This window comes from Pseudomonas sp. PVC-5-1 (genome assembly GCF_057444345.1).
In genome coordinates this window covers 406,247-421,879 of the sequence record NZ_CM172024.1, presented here as the reverse complement: position 1 = coordinate 421,879, position 15,633 = coordinate 406,247, and the positions used below count along the sequence as shown (strand labels likewise).

The window sequence follows — 15,633 nt, the reverse complement described above, 5'->3', positions numbered from 1 at the left end:
TGTTTCCCTGTGACATCCGTATCGCCCCGCCATCCTGGCAGGTGTCCTTCGTCGTCATCCTTGATCTGTCCTTTGCGCTTCCTGCGCAACGTCCATGTGGTAAAGAATAACCGTGGATCCAATCTGAGAACAGTGGTGAAAAGTCACCACGTTGTGTAGGAAAAGGCTTACACGACAGGGGCCGCTTTGCGGCCCATCGCGACACAAGGCCGCTCCCACAGGGGAACGCATAGCCATTCGAGCTTGCGCGGTACCTGTAGGAGCGGCCTTGTGTCGCGATGGGCTGCAAAGCAGCCCCCAAATCTGTCAGAACTGTTCGGCATCCAGCAGGTACAACGACTCACTCCCCGCCTTCACCGAAGCCACCAGCGAGTCCACCCGCGGCAGCAACCGCGCAAAGTAGAACCGCGCCGTACCCAGCTTGCCCCTATAGAACGCCTCATCCCCTTCACCCGCCTTCGCCGCCCGCGCCATCAATGCCCACATGTAGGCATAGGCGACATAACCAAAGGCATGCAGGTACTCGACCGAAGCCGCTCCGATTTCGTTCGGGTTGCCCTTGGCCTGTTCCAGCACCCACTCGGTCAGCCCGTCGAGCTGATCGAGACAGGCACCCAACGGCTTGGCAAATTCATCCAGCTCGCTACCTGCGCTGGCAATGAACTGGCGAATCTCGTCGGAGAACAGCCGGTAGTACGCCCCACCACTGGCTACCACCTTGCGCCCCATCAGGTCGAGGGCCTGGATGCCGTTGGTGCCTTCGTAGATCTGCGTGATACGCACATCACGCACCAGTTGCTCCTGCCCCCACTCGCGAATGTAGCCATGCCCGCCGAACACCTGCTGGCCGTGCACCGCGCACTCCAGGCCCAGGTCGGTGAGGAAAGCCTTGGCAACCGGCGTCAGTAGTGCCACCAGTTCTTCGCTGCGCTTGCGCACGGCGGTGTCTTCGCTGAACTTGGCACTGTCCAGCTGCATGGCCACGTAGCTGGAGAAGGCACGGCCACCCTCGATCAGCGCCTTCATGGTCAACAGCATGCGGCGCACGTCCGGGTGGACGATGATCGGGTCAGCGGCCTTGTCCTTGGCTTGTGGCCCGGTCGGGGCGCGGCTCTGCAGGCGGTCGCGGGCGTACTCCACGGCATTCTGGTAGGAGCGCTCGGCCGACGCCAGGCCCTGGATACCAACGCCAAGGCGCTCGTAGTTCATCATGGTGAACATGGCCGCCAGGCCCTTGTTCGGCTCACCGACGATATAGCCGACCGCTTCATCGAAGTTCATCACGCAGGTGGCCGAGGCCTGGATACCCATCTTGTGCTCGATCGAGCCGCAGGTGGCCGGATTGCGCGCCCCCAGGCTGCCATCTTCATTGACCAGGAACTTCGGCACCAGGAACAGCGAAATGCCTTTAGGCCCCGCCGGTGCGTCCGGCAGCTTGGCCAGCACCAGGTGGATGATGTTCTCCGTCAGGTCGTGCTCGCCGCCGGTGATGAAGATCTTGGTGCCGCTGACCTTGTAGCTGCCGTCGGCCTGGGGCTCGGCCTTGGTGCGGATGATGCCCAGGTCGGTACCGGCGTGCGGCTCGGTCAGGCACATGGAACCGGCCCACACGCCGGCGTACATGTTTGGCAGGTACTGTTCCTTCAGCGCTTCACTGGCGTGGGCATTGATCGACAGACAGGCGCCAGCAGTCAGCATCGGGTACAGGCCGAAGGACAGGCTTGAGGCGTTGACCATTTCCTCGACCTGGGCCGAGATGACCTTGGGCATGCCCATGCCGCCGAACAGCGGGTCGCCACCCACACCCACCCAACCGCCTTCGGCGTAGGTTTTGTACGCCTCGATGAAACCGGCTGGGGTACTTACCGCGCCGTTTTCCCAGTGACAGCCCTCTTCGTCGGCGGCACGGCTGAGCGGTGCGATGGACTTGGCGGTAACCTTGCCGGCTTCTTCCAGCACGGCCATGGCTGTGTCGGCATCGACAACCTCGGCCAACCCGGGCAACTGCGCCCACTGCTCGGCCGCGTTGAAGACTTCATTCAGTACGAAGCGCATGTCGCGCAGGGGCGCTTTATATTCAGCCATGACAACCTCTCGCTAGTCGGGTCGGAGCGGTCTCGGGGAACCGCGACACTGGGTTGCAGGCAGTGTAACCGAACAACTTTTACGAGACATAGGGTCATCAATAGACCGTACAGTCTAATTCGGTCACGCCGTGCGCACCGCCCCTCGCTGCGCTTGTTGCCCATGTACCATGACACAATTGCGCCCTGCGCCCTTGGCGCTGTACAGCGCCTGGTCAGCGGATTTCAGCACCGCTTCGGGGTTACGATGATCGGCATGGCGCTCCGCCACACCGATGCTGATGGTGACCGACACCGTACCCCCACTGCTGCCCGCCCGCCGCTGGCGCCCGGCGGTATCATCCTGCGGGCGGTTGTGCTGGTCGCGCAGGTGCATCACATAGTTGGCGATCATTTCGCGCACGGCTTCCACATGGGGCACGCATTCCTCGGCGGTCTTGCCGGCAAACACCAGGGCGAACTCCTCGCCGCCATAGCGGTAGGCACGGCCACCCCCGGTTACCTTGGATAGACGGCTGGCGACCAGGCGCAGCACCTGGTCGCCGACGTCGTGGCCGTGGGTGTCGTTGAATTTCTTGAAGTGGTCGACATCAGTCATGGCGATCACATAGTTGCGTCCCAGGCGGTGCATGCGCTCGTTCAGCGCACGGCGCCCCGGCAGGCCGGTCAGTTCGTCGCGGAAAGCCATCTGGTAGGCCTCGTGCGCCACCGCTGCGGCGATCATCAGCATGACCTGGCTGCACATGATGTTCAGGGTAAACGGCAGGATGAAGGTTTGCGGCAACATCCAGAAGATGCCCAGCAGGCCCATCACCTGCGCAGCGTGGAGCGGCCGTGGCGCACGCAGGTATTGCACCACCAGCAGGATGAACACGCCGAGGAACAACGGATAGACCATCTGGATCAGGCTCATCCATTGGCCATGCAAGGTTGGCCAGCGGATTTCCGCCAACCAGGTCAGTAGTGCTTGGGGGTAGCTTTGCTCCAGGGCCACCGCCACGCTACCCACGGCGAACAGCACGGCGCCACGGGCGACCAGGTCCTGCAGCAGGTGGGTGCGCTCCTGCCAGGCACCATACAGCCCGAACAGGGCGGGTAGCAGCAGGCACACGAGGTGGAAGATCACCGCCGCGTCCTCGCGAACGCGGCCATGGTCACGGTAGAAGTCGGTCTGGGTGTCGAGCAGGTAGTAGGCGATATACACCGTGAGCATCAGGAACAGCTCGCGCTGGCGACGGTACACCGCACAGTAGGCGCCACCCAGCAGCAGGACCAAGGTGGGCAGGACGTTGAACAGCGATGTGAAAAAGACACTGAGGTCTCTCACATAGGCCGCGGCGAGTCCTGCCAGCAAAAGAATCAGCGAAGGCAGGAAGTGACTCGCGCGAACAGCGTTAAAACGAAACAAGGGTAATCTCCAACCCGGCAGATCAATGGTGGCATTGTGCCCTTACTTCATCGGCAGTGCACATGAACAGTTGAGTTTCAGGAGGGAAGAACAGGAAGTTTCGGCCTGCACGCTATCGCTTGTGGGAGCGGGCATGCCCGCGAAACAGGCGACGCGGTGGCTGGCACCGGCTTTGCCGGTGTTCGCGGGCACGCCCGCTCCCACAGGGATCGCGTGCAGCCCCAAAATGCAAAAACCCGCCTGCCGGTGAAGGCAGGCGGGTTCGTTTTACAGCGGCAGGATCAGTACGACAGGCCGAAGTGTTCTTCGTCCATCGCCATCAGGTTGTTGGCACCCGACAGCATGGTCGCCACATGGGTACGGGTACGCGGCAGGATGCGCTGGAAGTAGAAGCGCGCGGTCTGCAACTTGGCGGTGTAGAACGCTTCTTCGCTGGTGCCGGCAGCCAGTTTCTCGGCCGCCAGGCGGGCGATGTCGGCCCAGAAGTAGGCCAGGCAGGCGTAGCCGGAATACATCAGGTAATCGACCGAGGCCGCACCCACTTCTTCGCGGTCCTTCATGGCGGCCATACCCACTTTCATGGTCAGCTCGCCCCATTCCTTGTTCAGCGCCGCCAGCGGTTCGACGAACTCCTTGACCGCTTCGTTGCCTTCCTGCGCCTGGCAGAACTTGTGCACGATCTTGGTGAAGCCCTTCAGCGCTTCGCCTTGGGTCATCAGCACCTTGCGGCCGAGCAGGTCCAGGGCCTGGATGCCGGTGGTGCCTTCGTACAGCATGGAAATGCGGCTGTCCCGTACGTTCTGCTCCATGCCCCATTCGGCGATGAAGCCGTGGCCACCGTAGATCTGCACGCCATGGTTGGCTGCTTCGAAGCCGACCTCGGTCATGAACGCCTTGGCGATCGGGGTCAGGAACGCCAGCAGGGCATCGGCCTTCTTGCGCTCTTCTTCATCCTGGCTGTACTTGACGATGTCCACCTGCTTGGCAGTGAAGTACACCATCGCGCGGTTGCCTTCGGCGAAGGCCTTCATGGTCAGCAGCATGCGACGCACGTCCGGGTGGACGATGATCGGGTCAGCAGCCTTGTCCGGTGCTTTCGGGCCAGTCAGGGAGCGCATCTGCAGGCGCTCACGGGCGTACTTCAGGCCACCCTGGAACGCGACTTCGGCGTGGGCCAGGCCTTGCAGCGCGGTACCCAGGCGAGCGGTGTTCATGAAGGTGAACATGCAGTTCAGGCCTTTGTTAGCCGGGCCGATCAGGTAGCCGGTAGCGCCGTCGAAGTTCATCACGCAGGTGGCGTTGCCGTGGATACCCATCTTGTGTTCGATCGAGCCGCAGCTCACGCCGTTGCGCTCGCCCACACCGCCTTCGGCGTTGGGCAGGAACTTCGGCACGATGAACAGCGAGATGCCCTTGGTGCCAGCCGGTGCGTCCGGCAGGCGGGCCAGGACGATATGGACGATGTTGTCGGCCATGTCGTGTTCACCGGCCGAAATGAAGATCTTGGTACCCGACACCTTGTAGCTACCGTCGGCCTGTGGCTCGGCCTTGGTGCGCAGCATGCCCAGGTCGGTACCGCAGTGCGGCTCGGTCAGGCACATGGTGCCGGTCCACTCGCCGGATACCAGCTTGGTCAGGTAGGTGTGCTGCTGCTCGGGGGTGCCGTGCGCAGAGATGGTGTTCATCGCGCCATGGGACAGGCCCGGGTACATGCCCCACGACCAGTTCGCACCGCCGACCATTTCGCTCAGCGCCAGGCCCAGCGACTCCGGCAGGCCCTGGCCGCCGTGCTCGACGTCATGCGCCAGGCTCGGCCAGCCGCCTTCTACGAACTGTTCGTAGGCCGCTTTGAAGCCGGTCGGGGTTTTAACGCCCGACTCGCTCCAGGTGCAGCCTTCCTGGTCACCCACGCGGTTCAGCGGCGACAGCACCTGCTCACAGAACTTCGCGCCTTCTTCGAGGATCGCGTCGACCATGTCGGGCGTGGCGTCCTGGCAACCCGGCAGGCTCTGATAGTGCGCCTCATAGCCGAGCAGCTCGTCGCGAACGAAGCGGATATCACGCAAGGGGGCTTTGTAATCAGGCATTGCGATGAACCTCTAGGTGAGTTCTGTGGGGTGACCCGCACTTGGCGGCCGTCGATCAAACAGTTGTTTGAAACTTACGTTTAGCTCCGCCTTATGTCAAGGATGGACTATGGTGCCATTTGCGCCACGAAAAATGGTATTCATGCCAAGCCTTGAAAAATAAAGACGCCCCTGTGGGAGCGGGCGTGCCCGCGAAAGGGTCAGGCCAGGCAGTAGAGGTGCCTGATCTGACGCATTCGCGGGCACGCCCGCTCCCACAGGGGCTGCGTGTAAATCGGGTGAGCGCCCTGTCAGGCGTAGGTGTCGATGATCCGGCCGAGCATTTCGTCGGATGCCTTGGCGACCTTTGCGCCAAGCTCGACTTCGAGTTTGCCCACGGCCAGCTGCACGGTGCTGGTGGCCAGGTCCATCTGCTGGCTGCGGTCGACCGCGCGCAGGCGTTCGGCCTGAGAATCGCTGGACTGGCTGGTGGCGCTACGCTCGGCGGTGGTGCTGGCGATCTGGCTGGCAGCCTGATCGACGCGGTTCTGGCCGGTCTGGATTGCGCTCAGGCCCGCGTAATAGGCGGAGCTACCGGTGATTTCCATGTCAGGACTCCATTGACGCTGGATGACGAACAGGCCCAATTAAAGCAGGCCAGGGGTGAAAAGGCCCGTTTAAATCCCTAATGGCCTGGTGCCATTTGATAGGCCTTGGATATTCCTGTACCGGCCTCTTCGCGGGCTTGCCCGCTCCCACAGGGTCCGCACAATATCTGGACCCTGCGCTGTACCTGTGGGAGCGGGCAAGCCCGCGAAAGGGCCGGGCCTGGAAACGGCTAATCCAGCAGATCCAGCTGAAGGTGTTCAGCCACCATGTCGGCACTGGCCTGCTTCAATTTGGGCACCCGCCCCAGGCATGGCGCCGGCAAACGCTCGGCCAGGCTGGCCAGGTTCTCTTCCAGGCGCGAAGTACGCGGCTCGATGATGTTCGCCACCCATCCGGCCAATTGCAGCCCGTCGCGCTCGATTGCCTCAGCGCTTAGCAAGGCATGGCTGATACAGCCGAGCCGCACACCGACCACCAGAATCACCGGCAACCGCAGGGCCACCGCAAGGTCGGACAGATTTTCCAGCCCCGACAACGGCACGCGCCAGCCACCGGCCCCCTCGATCAGGGTGAAATCGGCATTTTGTTGCAGCACATTGCGCATCGCCGCCAACAGTTCCGGCACGGCAAGCGTTACTCCCGCCTCGCGCGCTGCCACATGGGGTGCGATGGCCGGTTCGAAGGCAAACGGGTTGACCTGCTCGTAGGGCAGCTTGATCGTGCTTTCATCGATCAGCGCCTGTGCGTCGCTGTTGCGCAAGCCTTTCGGTGTCATCGTGCAACCGGAGGCCACCGGCTTGGCCCCCAGCGTGCTCATGCCCTGCAACCGTGCCGCATGCAACAGGCCGGCAGCGATGGTGGTCTTGCCAACATCGGTATCGGTACCGGCAATAAAATAGGCCTGGCTCATCTCGCTCCCCTTAAGCCTGTGGCTTGCGCAACACACCATAGACCACCTGGTAGGTGGCTGGCAGCCCCTCGGGCTGGCGAAACGCCTCGTAAGCCTGCAGCAGGCCCTGCATGCGGGCCCGGCCGGTAAGCCCGGAAGGCCGGCCAGGGTTCAGGTTGTGGGCGCCGAGTGCCTTGAGCTCATGGGTCAGGCTGCGTACATCCGGGTAGTGCAACACGTGCGGGCAGCGCTGCAGCCCAAGCTGCTCGAAGCCGCTGGCTGCGCACAGGCGCTGGTAGTCCTCGAAACGGCGGAAGCGGTTCACATGCACCAGGCCATCCACCACCTGCCAACTGGCGCGCAGTTCATCGAGGGTACCCACACACAAACTGCTGAAGGCCAGCACGCCGCCCGGGCGCAACACTCGCAGCGCTTCTGCCAGCACGCTGGCGAACTGGCCGCACCACTGCACGGCCAGGCTGGTGAACACCAGGTCGACACTGGCATCACGCAGCGGCAAACGCTCGGCGTCACCGGCCACGTGATAGAGCGCTCCGCCCTGTTCGTTGCGGGCATGGCACAACATGCCTTCGGCGATATCCACCGCAACGCCGCTGGCCTGGGTGAACCGCTCGGCCAACGCCCTGCTGAAATGACCGGTGCCGCTGCCCAGGTCCAGCCAGCGTGACGGCTGCAGGCCTTCCGGCAACTGCTCCAGCAAGCTCGAACCCACCGCACGCTGCAAGGCTGCCACGCTGTCGTAGCTGGCTGCGGCGCGGGAGAACGAGGCCGCTACCTGGCGCTTGTCGGGCAGCGCGCCGGGCAGGGTCGGACGGGAAAGGTCAGTCATCGCCACTCTCATGCAGGAAACTCTTGATGCCCGCCGCCAGTTCCTGCGGGTATTCCAGCAGGAACGCGTGGGAGCTTTCTTCGACCAGGCCCACTTCCACATCGGGCAGCAGCTCGCTCAGCGCCTTTGCCGCCTCTGCCGGCACCAGCGCATCGCTGCCGGCGAACAGGTGCAATTGCGGGCCTCCGTAGGCCTGCAGTGCTTCGCGGGTGTCCAGCTTGGCCAGCACTTCAAGGCCGGTGGCCAAGTACAACGGGTCGGTGTCCGGTACGCCGACACCCAGTTGGCGTAGCAGGGTGCGCGGTTGCAGGGCACCGTCACTGCACAAGGTACGGAAGCGCTTCAGGGTGACCTGGGTATGGCTGCGGCAGCCGTCGAGGAAGGTGCCAAAAGTGTCTTCGGCCATGCCGTGGGGCCAGTCGGGGCGAGCCACGAAACTGGGGTTGCTGGCCAGAGTCAGCAGGCCGCAGCAATGGTCGCCTCGCTTGTGCGCCAGCGCGCTGGCCAGCATGCCGCCTAACGACCAGCCACCCAGCCAGACATCGCTCGGCAGCTTGCGGTCGAGGTGGTCGACCCAGGCCTGCACATCGCTATGGGCCAGTTCCGGCAAGGGCATCAGCTCTACCTGCAGGCGGGCGTCCTGGGCACGCAGGCTGGCGGCCAGCGGCTCCAGGGAAGCAGTGCCCAAGCCCCAGCCAGGCAACAGAACAAGTCGATTACGCATCGGCGCTCTCCAACTGTGGATAACACTCGGCCAATGCATTCAACAATAGCTGCACCTGCGCCCCGCTGTGCGCGGCGCTCAATGTCACCCGCAGGCGTGCGCTGCCCGCCGGCACGGTGGGCGGGCGGATGGCCGTCACCAGCAAGCCGCGCTCGCGCAGCATGCGTGACAGGCGCAGGGCCTTTGCGCTGTCGCCGATGACGATGGGCTGGATCGGCGTCGGGCTGTCCATCAATTCCAGGCCGATCTGCTGCGCACCTTCACGGAACTGGCGGATCAGCGCGGCCAGGTGCTCGCGGCGCCAGGTTTCGCGGCGCAGCAATTCCAGGCTCTTGAGGGTGGCGCAGGCCAGCGCCGGTGGCTGGCTGGTCGTATAGATGTACGGGCGGGCGAACTGCACCAGCGCCTCGATCAGCTCTTCGCTGCCGGCCACAAAGGCACCGGCGGTACCACAAGCCTTGCCCAGCGTACCGATCAACACCGGCACATCCTCAACGCCCAGACCGAAGTGCTCGACGATACCGCCGCCCTGGGTGCCGAGGGTGCCCAAGCCATGGGCATCGTCAACCATCAGCCAGGCACCGCGAGCGCGGGCGACATCGGCCAGCGCCGGCAGGTCGGCCAGGTCGCCGTCCATACTGAACACGCCATCGGTCACTACCAGGGTATTGCCTACGGCCTTGTCCAGGCGGCTAGCCAGGCTGGCCGGGTCGTTGTGCAGGTAGCGGTTGAAACGGGCACCACTGAGCAACCCGCCATCCAGCAGCGAAGCGTGGTTCAGGCGGTCCTGCAGCACCGTGTCGCCCTGCCCCACCAGCGCGGTGATGGCGCCCAGGTTGGCCATGTAGCCGGTGGAGAACAGCAGCGCGCGCGGGCGCCCGGTGAGTTCGGCCAGGGCCTCTTCCACCTGGTGGTGCGGCGTACTGTGGCCGATCACCAGGTGCGAGGCACCGCCACCGACACCCCAGCGCTCGGCGCCGGCCTGCCAGGCGGCAATCACCTCGGGGTGGTTGGCCAAGCCCAGGTAGTCATTGCTGCAGAAGGCCAGCAAACACTGGCCATCGACCACCACTTCCGGCCCCTGCGGGCTTTCCAGCAGTGGCCGCTGCCGATACAGGTCTGCGGCGCGCCGTTCGGCCAGGCGCGCTGCCAAGTCGAAGGCCATTTCAGGCTGTCGCGGCGTTGTAGAACATCTCGCTGCTGCGCTGCTCGACCAGCGCCTGCTCGATGGCCGCCTGGTGCACTTCGTCGGCGTGCTCTTCACGCGCTTCGGGCTTGATGCCCAGGCGTGCGAACAGCTGCATGTCCTTGTCGGCCTGCGGGTTGGCGGTGGTCAGCAGTTTTTCGCCGTAGAAGATCGAGTTGGCGCCAGCCATGAAGGCCAGCGCCTGCATCTGCTCGTTCATCTGCTCGCGGCCGGCGGACAGGCGCACGTGCGACTTGGGCATGAGGATACGGGCCACGGCCAGCATGCGGATGAAGTCGAACGGGTCGACGTCTTCTTCCTCGGCCAGCGGCGTACCGGCCACCTTGACCAGCATGTTGATCGGTACCGACTCCGGGTGCTCGGGCAGGTTGGCCAGCTGGATCAGCAGGCCGGCGCGGTCGTCCAGCGACTCGCCCATGCCGAGGATGCCGCCGGAGCAGATCTTCATCCCGGCATCGCGCACGTAGGCCAGGGTCTGCAGGCGCTCGCTGTAGGTGCGGGTGGTGATGATGCTGCCGTAGAACTCAGGCGAGGTGTCGAGGTTGTGGTTGTAATAGTCCAGGCCGGCCTGGGCCAGGGCCTTGGTCTGCTCCTGGTCGAGCTTGCCGAGGGTCATGCAGGTTTCCAGGCCCATGGCCTTCACGCCTTTGACCATCTCCAGCACGTAGGGCATGTCTTTGGCCGACGGGTGCTTCCACGCCGCGCCCATGCAGAAGCGTGTAGAACCGATGGCTTTGGCGCGGGCGGCTTCTTCCAGCACCTTCTGCACTTCCATCAGCTTCTGTTTTTCCAGCCCGGTGTTGTAGTGGCCGGACTGTGGACAATATTTGCAATCTTCCGGGCAGGCGCCGGTCTTGATCGACAGCAGGGTCGAAACCTGCACGCGGTTCGGGTCGAAATGCGCGCGGTGCACGGTCTGCGCCTGGAACAGCAGGTCATTGAACGGTTGCTGGAACAGCGACTTGACCTCGGCCAGGGACCAGTCGTGACGTGTTGTTGCAGTTGTGCTGGCGCTCATTGGCGTTTCCTTGTTTAGGCTGAAGCAGGCGCCGGGACAGGAAAGCCCGCCAGCGCATCACAGATAGCTCGCATAGTCATGGAAGGCCTATGAACTGTCAACCACACTGGAAAAGACTGGTTTACAAGTGCTCACTTATTAATCAATTGTGTTTGCTGTGCGATGAACCTGCCGAGCAGGCCTACCCGCTGTGCGTCGCCTGCGAGCAGGAACTGCCCTGGCTGGGCGATCATTGCCTGCGCTGCGCCCTGCCATTGCCGATAGCCGGCCTGACTTGCGCTCAATGCCAGCGCCGCGCACCGGCCTTCGAGCAGGTGCTTGCACTGTGGCATTTCGGCTTTCCGGTGGACACGCTGATCAGCCGTTTCAAGCACAACCGCCAGTGGCCCTTGGGGCGCCTGATGGCCGAATTGCTCGCGCATGGGCTGCTGCACCGCTTTACCGAAGGGCTACCGCGCCCCGACCTGTTGTTGCCTGTACCCTTGGCCAAACGTCGACTACGGGAGCGGGGGTTCAACCAGGCGGGGATGCTCGGGCGCTGGCTGTCGTCGCACGTGGGGGTACGTTGCGACGAGCGGTTGCTACTGCGCACACGGGAGACACCTGCGCAGCAACAACTGGACGCCAAGGCCAGGCGACGCAACTTGCGCCAGGCGTTTACCGTCAGGGGCAAGCTGACGGGCGAGCATGTCGCCATTATCGATGACGTGTTGACCACCGGTGCGACCGCGCAAGCGGTTGCCGAAGTGCTGCGCAAGGCCGGTGCGCGGCGGGTGGATGTGTATTGCCTGGCGCGTACGGCCAAGCCGGGGTATGTATGAGCAAGCGCGGATCGCCCGGTGTAGGAGCGGCCTTGTGTCGCGATCGGGCTGCGCAGCAGCCCCAGCGATATTTGCCAAGGCATGAATCCGTGGGGCCGCTTCGCGCCCCTTTCGCGACACAAGGCCGCTCCTACACACTATCCATCCTCAGGCCCCCACAAGACCAAATGCCCATGCCCCTGCCCCCCCACCTCACCCAGCACATCGCCCGCCGCCCCCAGCGCATCGCGCTGCTGCAGCACATTGCCGAAGAAGGTTCGATCACCCGCGCCGCCAAGGCTGCGGGCATCAGCTACAAGGCCGCCTGGGACGCCATCGACGAACTCAACAACCTGGCCAGCCAGCCCCTCGTCGAGCGCAGTACCGGCGGGCGTGGTGGCGGTGGTGCCCGTCTGTCGCCGGAAGGCCAGCGGGTGCTGCGCCTGTACCAGAGGCTGCAGGCCCTTCAGGCGCAAATCCTCGAAGCGGCCGAGGAGTCCAGCGACCTCGACCTGCTCGGCCGGCTGATGCTGCGTACCAGCGCGCGCAACCAGTTGCAGGGCCAGGTCAGCGGCCTGCGCCGCGAAGGACGGCATGATCGCGTCAGCCTGGCGTTGGGTGGAGGGTTGGAGGTCGAAGCGTTGATCACCCACGACAGCACCGCACGGCTGGAACTGACACTGGGGACGACGGTAGTGGCGCTGCTCAAGGCGGGGTGGGTGAGGTTGCTGGCCGACGAGGAACAGGCCGAAGCGGATAGCAATTGCCTACGGGCGACGGTGGAGGAGGTGCTGGCGGAGGCTGATGGGCCTGGTGAGGTCCGGTTGGCGTTGGGGAATGGGCAGACGTTGTGTGCGTTTGCCGAGACGGATTGGTTGGCTGGGCAGCGGGTGGCAGCAGGCAGTTCGGTGCGGGTTCAATTTCATCCCTCTTATGTATTGCTTGGGATTCCTGCATAGCCTGGCCGCGCTTTGCGCGGTTCGCGGGTTAACCCGCTCCCACAGGTGCATCGTTTCCCTGGCGGCTGCGCCGTCCATGTGGGAGCGGGTTTACCCGCGAAGAGGCCAGTACAGGCATAACGCGCTACCATGGCCCCCACGCCGCCTACCCCCGGAGCCACCATGTCCCACCCCTTCGACACCCTCACTCCCGACCTGGTCCTGGACGCCGTGGAAAGCCTGGGCTTTCTCAGCGATGCCCGGGTGCTGGCGCTGAACAGCTACGAAAACCGCGTCTACCAGGTGGGCATCGAGGGCGCGCAACCGCTGATCGCCAAGTTCTACCGCCCAGGCCGCTGGAGCGACGCGGCCATCCTCGAAGAACACAGCTTCACCGCCGAACTGGCCGACTGCGAAGTGCCGGTGGTCGCCCCGCTGCAGCACGACGGCCGCACCCTGTTCGAACACCAGGGCTTCCGCTTCACCCTGTTCCCCCGCCGCGGCGGCCACGCGCCAGAGCCGGGTAACCTCGACCAGCTCTACCGTCTTGGCCAGTTGCTCGGCCGCCTGCATGCCGTGGGTGCCAGCAAACCGTTCGAGCACCGCGAAGCGCTGGCTGTGGACAACTTCGGCCACGCCTCGCTGAATACCCTGCTGGAAGGCGATTTCGTCCCTCGCGAACTGCTGCCGGCGTTCGAATCGGTGGCCCGCGACCTGCTCAAGCGAGTGGAGGACATCTATGCCCGCACCCCGCACAAGCTCATCCGCCTGCATGGCGACCTGCACCCCGGCAACCTGATGCACCGCGACGAGGTGTACCACGTGGTCGACCTCGACGACTGCCGCATGGGCCCGGCGGTACAGGACCTGTGGATGATGCTGGCCGGCAGCCGCGAGGAGCGCCTGGGGCAACTGGCCGAACTGATCGACGGCTACAACGAGTTCCACGACTTCGACCCGCGCGAGCTGGCCCTGATCGAGCCCCTGCGCGCCCTGCGCCAGTTGCACTACAGCGCCTGGCTGGCGCGGCGCTGGGACGATCCGGCATTCCCGCCGAGCTTCCCCTGGTTCGGCCAGCCACGCTACTGGGGAGACCAGATCCTCGCCCTGCGCGAGCAAATGGCCGCACTGGATGAAGCGCCGCTGAAATTGTTCTAGAAGCACGCCCGCCTCTGTCTACAATAGGCGTCGCTTTATTTAGCTACCTAAGCAAGGATTCTGCATGCACGCCGCAAACCCGCGTCGCGGGTACCTACTGGGCCTCAGCGCCTACATCATCTGGGGACTGTTCCCCCTGTACTTCAAGGCAATCCAGAGCGTTCCGGCGGTGGAGATCATTGTCCACCGGGTGCTCTGGTCGGCTTTGTTCGGCTCGTTGCTGCTACTGGTGTGGAAACACCCAGGCTGGTGGCGTGAACTGCGTGACAACCCGCGCCGGCTGGGCATCCTGGCCCTGAGCGGGGCGCTGATCGCCGGCAACTGGCTGACCTACGTATGGTCGGTGAACAACGGGCGCATGCTCGAGGCCAGCCTGGGTTACTACATCAACCCGCTGATCAATGTGCTGCTGGGCATGCTGATTCTTGGCGAGCGCCTGCGTCGGCTTCAGTGGCTGGCCGTGGCCATGGCCGCGGTGGGTGTGGCTCAGCAGGTGTGGCAGGTGGGCAGCCTGCCGTGGGTGTCGCTGGTACTGGCGCTGAGCTTCGGCTTCTACGGGCTGATTCGCAAGCAGGCACCGGTGGCGGCGCTGCCGGGCCTGGTGGTGGAAACCTGGATGCTGGTACCGCTGGCGCTTGGCTGGCTATTGCTGCATCCGGCGGCGACAAGTGCCCAAGGCGCGTTCTACACCAGCAGCGAAGCGTTGTGGCTGATGGCTGCGGGGCCGGTGACACTGGTGCCGCTGGTGTGCTTCAACGCTGCCGCGCGGCACTTGCCGTACACCACACTGGGCTTCCTGCAGTACCTGGCGCCGACCCTGGTGCTGCTGCAGGCGGTGCTGCTGTTTGATGAGCATTTGTCGCCGAGCAACTTGGTGGCGTTCATGTTCATCTGGGCAGGTTTGGCGATTTACAGCGTCGATGCGTGGGTCAGTTTGCGCAAGCGTAGTTGATCAGAAAATGATCACAACTCTGCAGGCCTTGTGATTCGTGGCCTGCAGAGACATCTCCAAAGGTTATCCACACCCTCGTCCCCGTGCTTTGTGCACAAGCTGCTGATTTTTGGGTGTTTTTTGATCAAAGCCGTGTAAGGCGCGCGCGGCCTGGGCTGGAGAGGGGAACCCCCAGGTTATCCACAGGGCCTTCCCCGTGATATCGGGATAACCGCAGGGGGCTGCTTTGCAGCCCATCGCGACACAAGGCCGCTCCTACAGGGGAACGCGTAACCCTTGTAGGAGCGGCCTTGTGTCGCGATGGGCCGCGAAGCGGCCCCGGCAATCTCGGATCAATCCTCCGGCCGCAGCTTCAACTCCACCATCAAGTCATCCGCCAGGCTCTCCAGTCGCTGCTGCAGTTCTTCGAGCGGTAGAGTCAACGGCAAAGCCAACAACGCATCTGCATGAAACAACGGCTCGCTGCTCATCGGCGCCGGCCGCACTTCTGTTGAAAACCGCTCGACGTTCACCTGCAATTCAGCCAGCAAGCGGGTGATATCACGCACGATCCCCGGCCGGTCATTCCCTACCAGCTCCATGGCAATCGGCTTCCAGGTGCACGACGGCTCGATGCCGCTCTCGGCGATCAGCACACGAATGTCATATCGGGCCAACCCCTGCAGCGAAGCCACCAGTTCGTCGTAGTTTTCCGCCGGCACCGCCACCCGCAGGATGCCGGCAAACTGCCCGGCCATGCGCGACATGCGGCTCTCCAGCCAGTTGCCACTGTGGTCGGCGATGCACTGGGCAATGCGCTCGACCTGGCCGGCCTTGTCAGGGGCAATCACAGTCAGTACAAGATGATCCACAAGCCCTTCCTCGTGTCGGACCGCGCCGTGCGGCAGAAAATCGGGGGATCGACTCAGTATAGGCAAGGCGCGGCAACCT

General features: G+C 63.9%; 14 protein-coding genes. 4 read left to right on the top strand and 10 right to left on the bottom strand.

Annotation, left to right across the window (positions count from 1 at the left end):
- Positions 1-306: 306 nt before the first annotated feature.
- The 9 genes from AC2T3R_RS01815 to bioB form a co-directional block, all read right to left on the bottom strand.
- Positions 307-2,085 (bottom strand): acyl-CoA dehydrogenase C-terminal domain-containing protein, encoded by a 1,779-nt coding sequence (locus tag AC2T3R_RS01815; RefSeq protein WP_486744570.1) that lies wholly within the window; start codon positions 2,083-2,085, stop codon positions 307-309.
- A 123-nt stretch (positions 2,086-2,208) separates the two neighbouring features.
- Positions 2,209-3,492: a GGDEF domain-containing protein gene (locus tag AC2T3R_RS01810; protein WP_013970563.1), complete on the bottom strand. Its 1,284-nt coding sequence runs from the start codon at positions 3,490-3,492 to the stop codon at positions 2,209-2,211.
- Positions 3,493-3,773: 281 nt separating this feature from the next.
- Entirely contained in the window at positions 3,774-5,579 is a 1,806-nt protein-coding gene (locus tag AC2T3R_RS01805) for a phenylacyl-CoA dehydrogenase (RefSeq protein WP_015268701.1), read from the bottom strand.
- A gap of 290 nt (positions 5,580-5,869) precedes the next feature.
- Positions 5,870-6,166, bottom strand: coding sequence for a pyrroloquinoline quinone biosynthesis protein PqqE (locus AC2T3R_RS01800; RefSeq protein WP_486744569.1), 297 nt, complete (start codon positions 6,164-6,166; stop codon positions 5,870-5,872).
- 230 nt (positions 6,167-6,396) lie between these two features.
- Positions 6,397-7,077 carry a dethiobiotin synthase gene (bioD, locus tag AC2T3R_RS01795; RefSeq protein ID WP_024086137.1) on the bottom strand — a complete coding sequence of 227 codons (681 nt, stop codon included), beginning with the start codon at positions 7,075-7,077 and terminating at the stop codon, positions 6,397-6,399.
- A gap of 10 nt (positions 7,078-7,087) precedes the next feature.
- A complete protein-coding gene (bioC, locus tag AC2T3R_RS01790) occupies positions 7,088-7,906 on the bottom strand; it encodes a malonyl-ACP O-methyltransferase BioC (RefSeq protein ID WP_023662347.1) in 819 nt (272 codons plus the stop codon).
- Positions 7,899-8,630: an alpha/beta fold hydrolase gene (locus AC2T3R_RS01785; RefSeq protein WP_015268698.1), complete on the bottom strand. Its 732-nt coding sequence runs from the start codon at positions 8,628-8,630 to the stop codon at positions 7,899-7,901. The genes bioC and AC2T3R_RS01785 overlap by 8 nt, the downstream gene beginning before the upstream one ends.
- Positions 8,623-9,795 (bottom strand): 8-amino-7-oxononanoate synthase, encoded by a 1,173-nt coding sequence (bioF, locus tag AC2T3R_RS01780; RefSeq protein WP_486744568.1) that lies wholly within the window; start codon positions 9,793-9,795, stop codon positions 8,623-8,625. Before bioF ends, AC2T3R_RS01785 begins: the two co-directional genes overlap by 8 nt.
- 1 nt (position 9,796) lies before the next feature.
- Complete coding sequence (bioB, locus tag AC2T3R_RS01775) at positions 9,797-10,855, bottom strand: biotin synthase BioB (RefSeq protein WP_486744567.1); 1,059 nt, start codon at positions 10,853-10,855, stop codon at positions 9,797-9,799.
- 89 nt (positions 10,856-10,944) lie between these two features.
- On the opposite strand from bioB, the gene AC2T3R_RS01770 reads away from it, so the two are divergent.
- The 4 genes from AC2T3R_RS01770 to rarD all read left to right on the top strand — a co-directional run bounded on the left by AC2T3R_RS01770 (position 10,945) and on the right by rarD (position 14,703).
- The gene (locus AC2T3R_RS01770) at positions 10,945-11,676 is read left to right on the top strand and encodes a ComFC family protein (RefSeq protein ID WP_486744566.1); all 732 of its coding nucleotides are present in this window, start codon (positions 10,945-10,947) and stop codon (positions 11,674-11,676) included.
- A gap of 173 nt (positions 11,677-11,849) precedes the next feature.
- Positions 11,850-12,614, top strand: coding sequence for a TOBE domain-containing protein (locus AC2T3R_RS01765; protein WP_410952106.1), 765 nt, complete (start codon positions 11,850-11,852; stop codon positions 12,612-12,614).
- A 162-nt stretch (positions 12,615-12,776) separates the two neighbouring features.
- Positions 12,777-13,751: a serine/threonine protein kinase gene (locus AC2T3R_RS01760; RefSeq protein WP_486744565.1), complete on the top strand. Its 975-nt coding sequence runs from the start codon at positions 12,777-12,779 to the stop codon at positions 13,749-13,751.
- 64 nt (positions 13,752-13,815) lie between these two features.
- Positions 13,816-14,703 (top strand): EamA family transporter RarD, encoded by an 888-nt coding sequence (gene rarD, locus AC2T3R_RS01755; RefSeq protein WP_486744564.1) that lies wholly within the window; start codon positions 13,816-13,818, stop codon positions 14,701-14,703.
- A 332-nt stretch (positions 14,704-15,035) separates the two neighbouring features.
- Here the strand turns inward: rarD and AC2T3R_RS01750 are convergent, their stop codons facing one another.
- Positions 15,036-15,554 carry a glycine cleavage system transcriptional repressor gene (locus AC2T3R_RS01750; RefSeq protein WP_410952109.1) on the bottom strand — a complete coding sequence of 173 codons (519 nt, stop codon included), beginning with the start codon at positions 15,552-15,554 and terminating at the stop codon, positions 15,036-15,038.
- Between the last annotated feature and the right edge of the window lie 79 nt (positions 15,555-15,633).

What these genes read in the sequence shown, in the direction of transcription:
- AC2T3R_RS01815 (WP_486744570.1), bottom strand. Translation starts at nt 2,085, where the DNA reads ATGGCTGAATATAAAGCGCCCCTGCGCGACATGCGCTTCGTACTGAAT.
- AC2T3R_RS01805 (WP_015268701.1), bottom strand. Translation starts at nt 5,579, where the DNA reads ATGCCTGATTACAAAGCCCCCTTGCGTGATATCCGCTTCGTTCGCGAC.
- AC2T3R_RS01800 (WP_486744569.1), bottom strand. Translation starts at nt 6,166, where the DNA reads ATGGAAATCACCGGTAGCTCCGCCTATTACGCGGGCCTGAGCGCAATC.
- bioD (WP_024086137.1), bottom strand. Translation starts at nt 7,077, where the DNA reads ATGAGCCAGGCCTATTTTATTGCCGGTACCGATACCGATGTTGGCAAG.
- bioC (WP_023662347.1), bottom strand. Translation starts at nt 7,906, where the DNA reads ATGACTGACCTTTCCCGTCCGACCCTGCCCGGCGCGCTGCCCGACAAG.
- AC2T3R_RS01785 (WP_015268698.1), bottom strand. Translation starts at nt 8,630, where the DNA reads ATGCGTAATCGACTTGTTCTGTTGCCTGGCTGGGGCTTGGGCACTGCT.
- bioF (WP_486744568.1), bottom strand. Translation starts at nt 9,795, where the DNA reads ATGGCCTTCGACTTGGCAGCGCGCCTGGCCGAACGGCGCGCCGCAGAC.
- bioB (WP_486744567.1), bottom strand. Translation starts at nt 10,855, where the DNA reads ATGAGCGCCAGCACAACTGCAACAACACGTCACGACTGGTCCCTGGCC.
- AC2T3R_RS01770 (WP_486744566.1), top strand. Translation starts at nt 10,945, where the DNA reads ATGAACTGTCAACCACACTGGAAAAGACTGGTTTACAAGTGCTCACTT.
- AC2T3R_RS01765 (WP_410952106.1), top strand. Translation starts at nt 11,850, where the DNA reads ATGCCCCTGCCCCCCCACCTCACCCAGCACATCGCCCGCCGCCCCCAG.
- AC2T3R_RS01760 (WP_486744565.1), top strand. Translation starts at nt 12,777, where the DNA reads ATGTCCCACCCCTTCGACACCCTCACTCCCGACCTGGTCCTGGACGCC.
- rarD (WP_486744564.1), top strand. Translation starts at nt 13,816, where the DNA reads ATGCACGCCGCAAACCCGCGTCGCGGGTACCTACTGGGCCTCAGCGCC.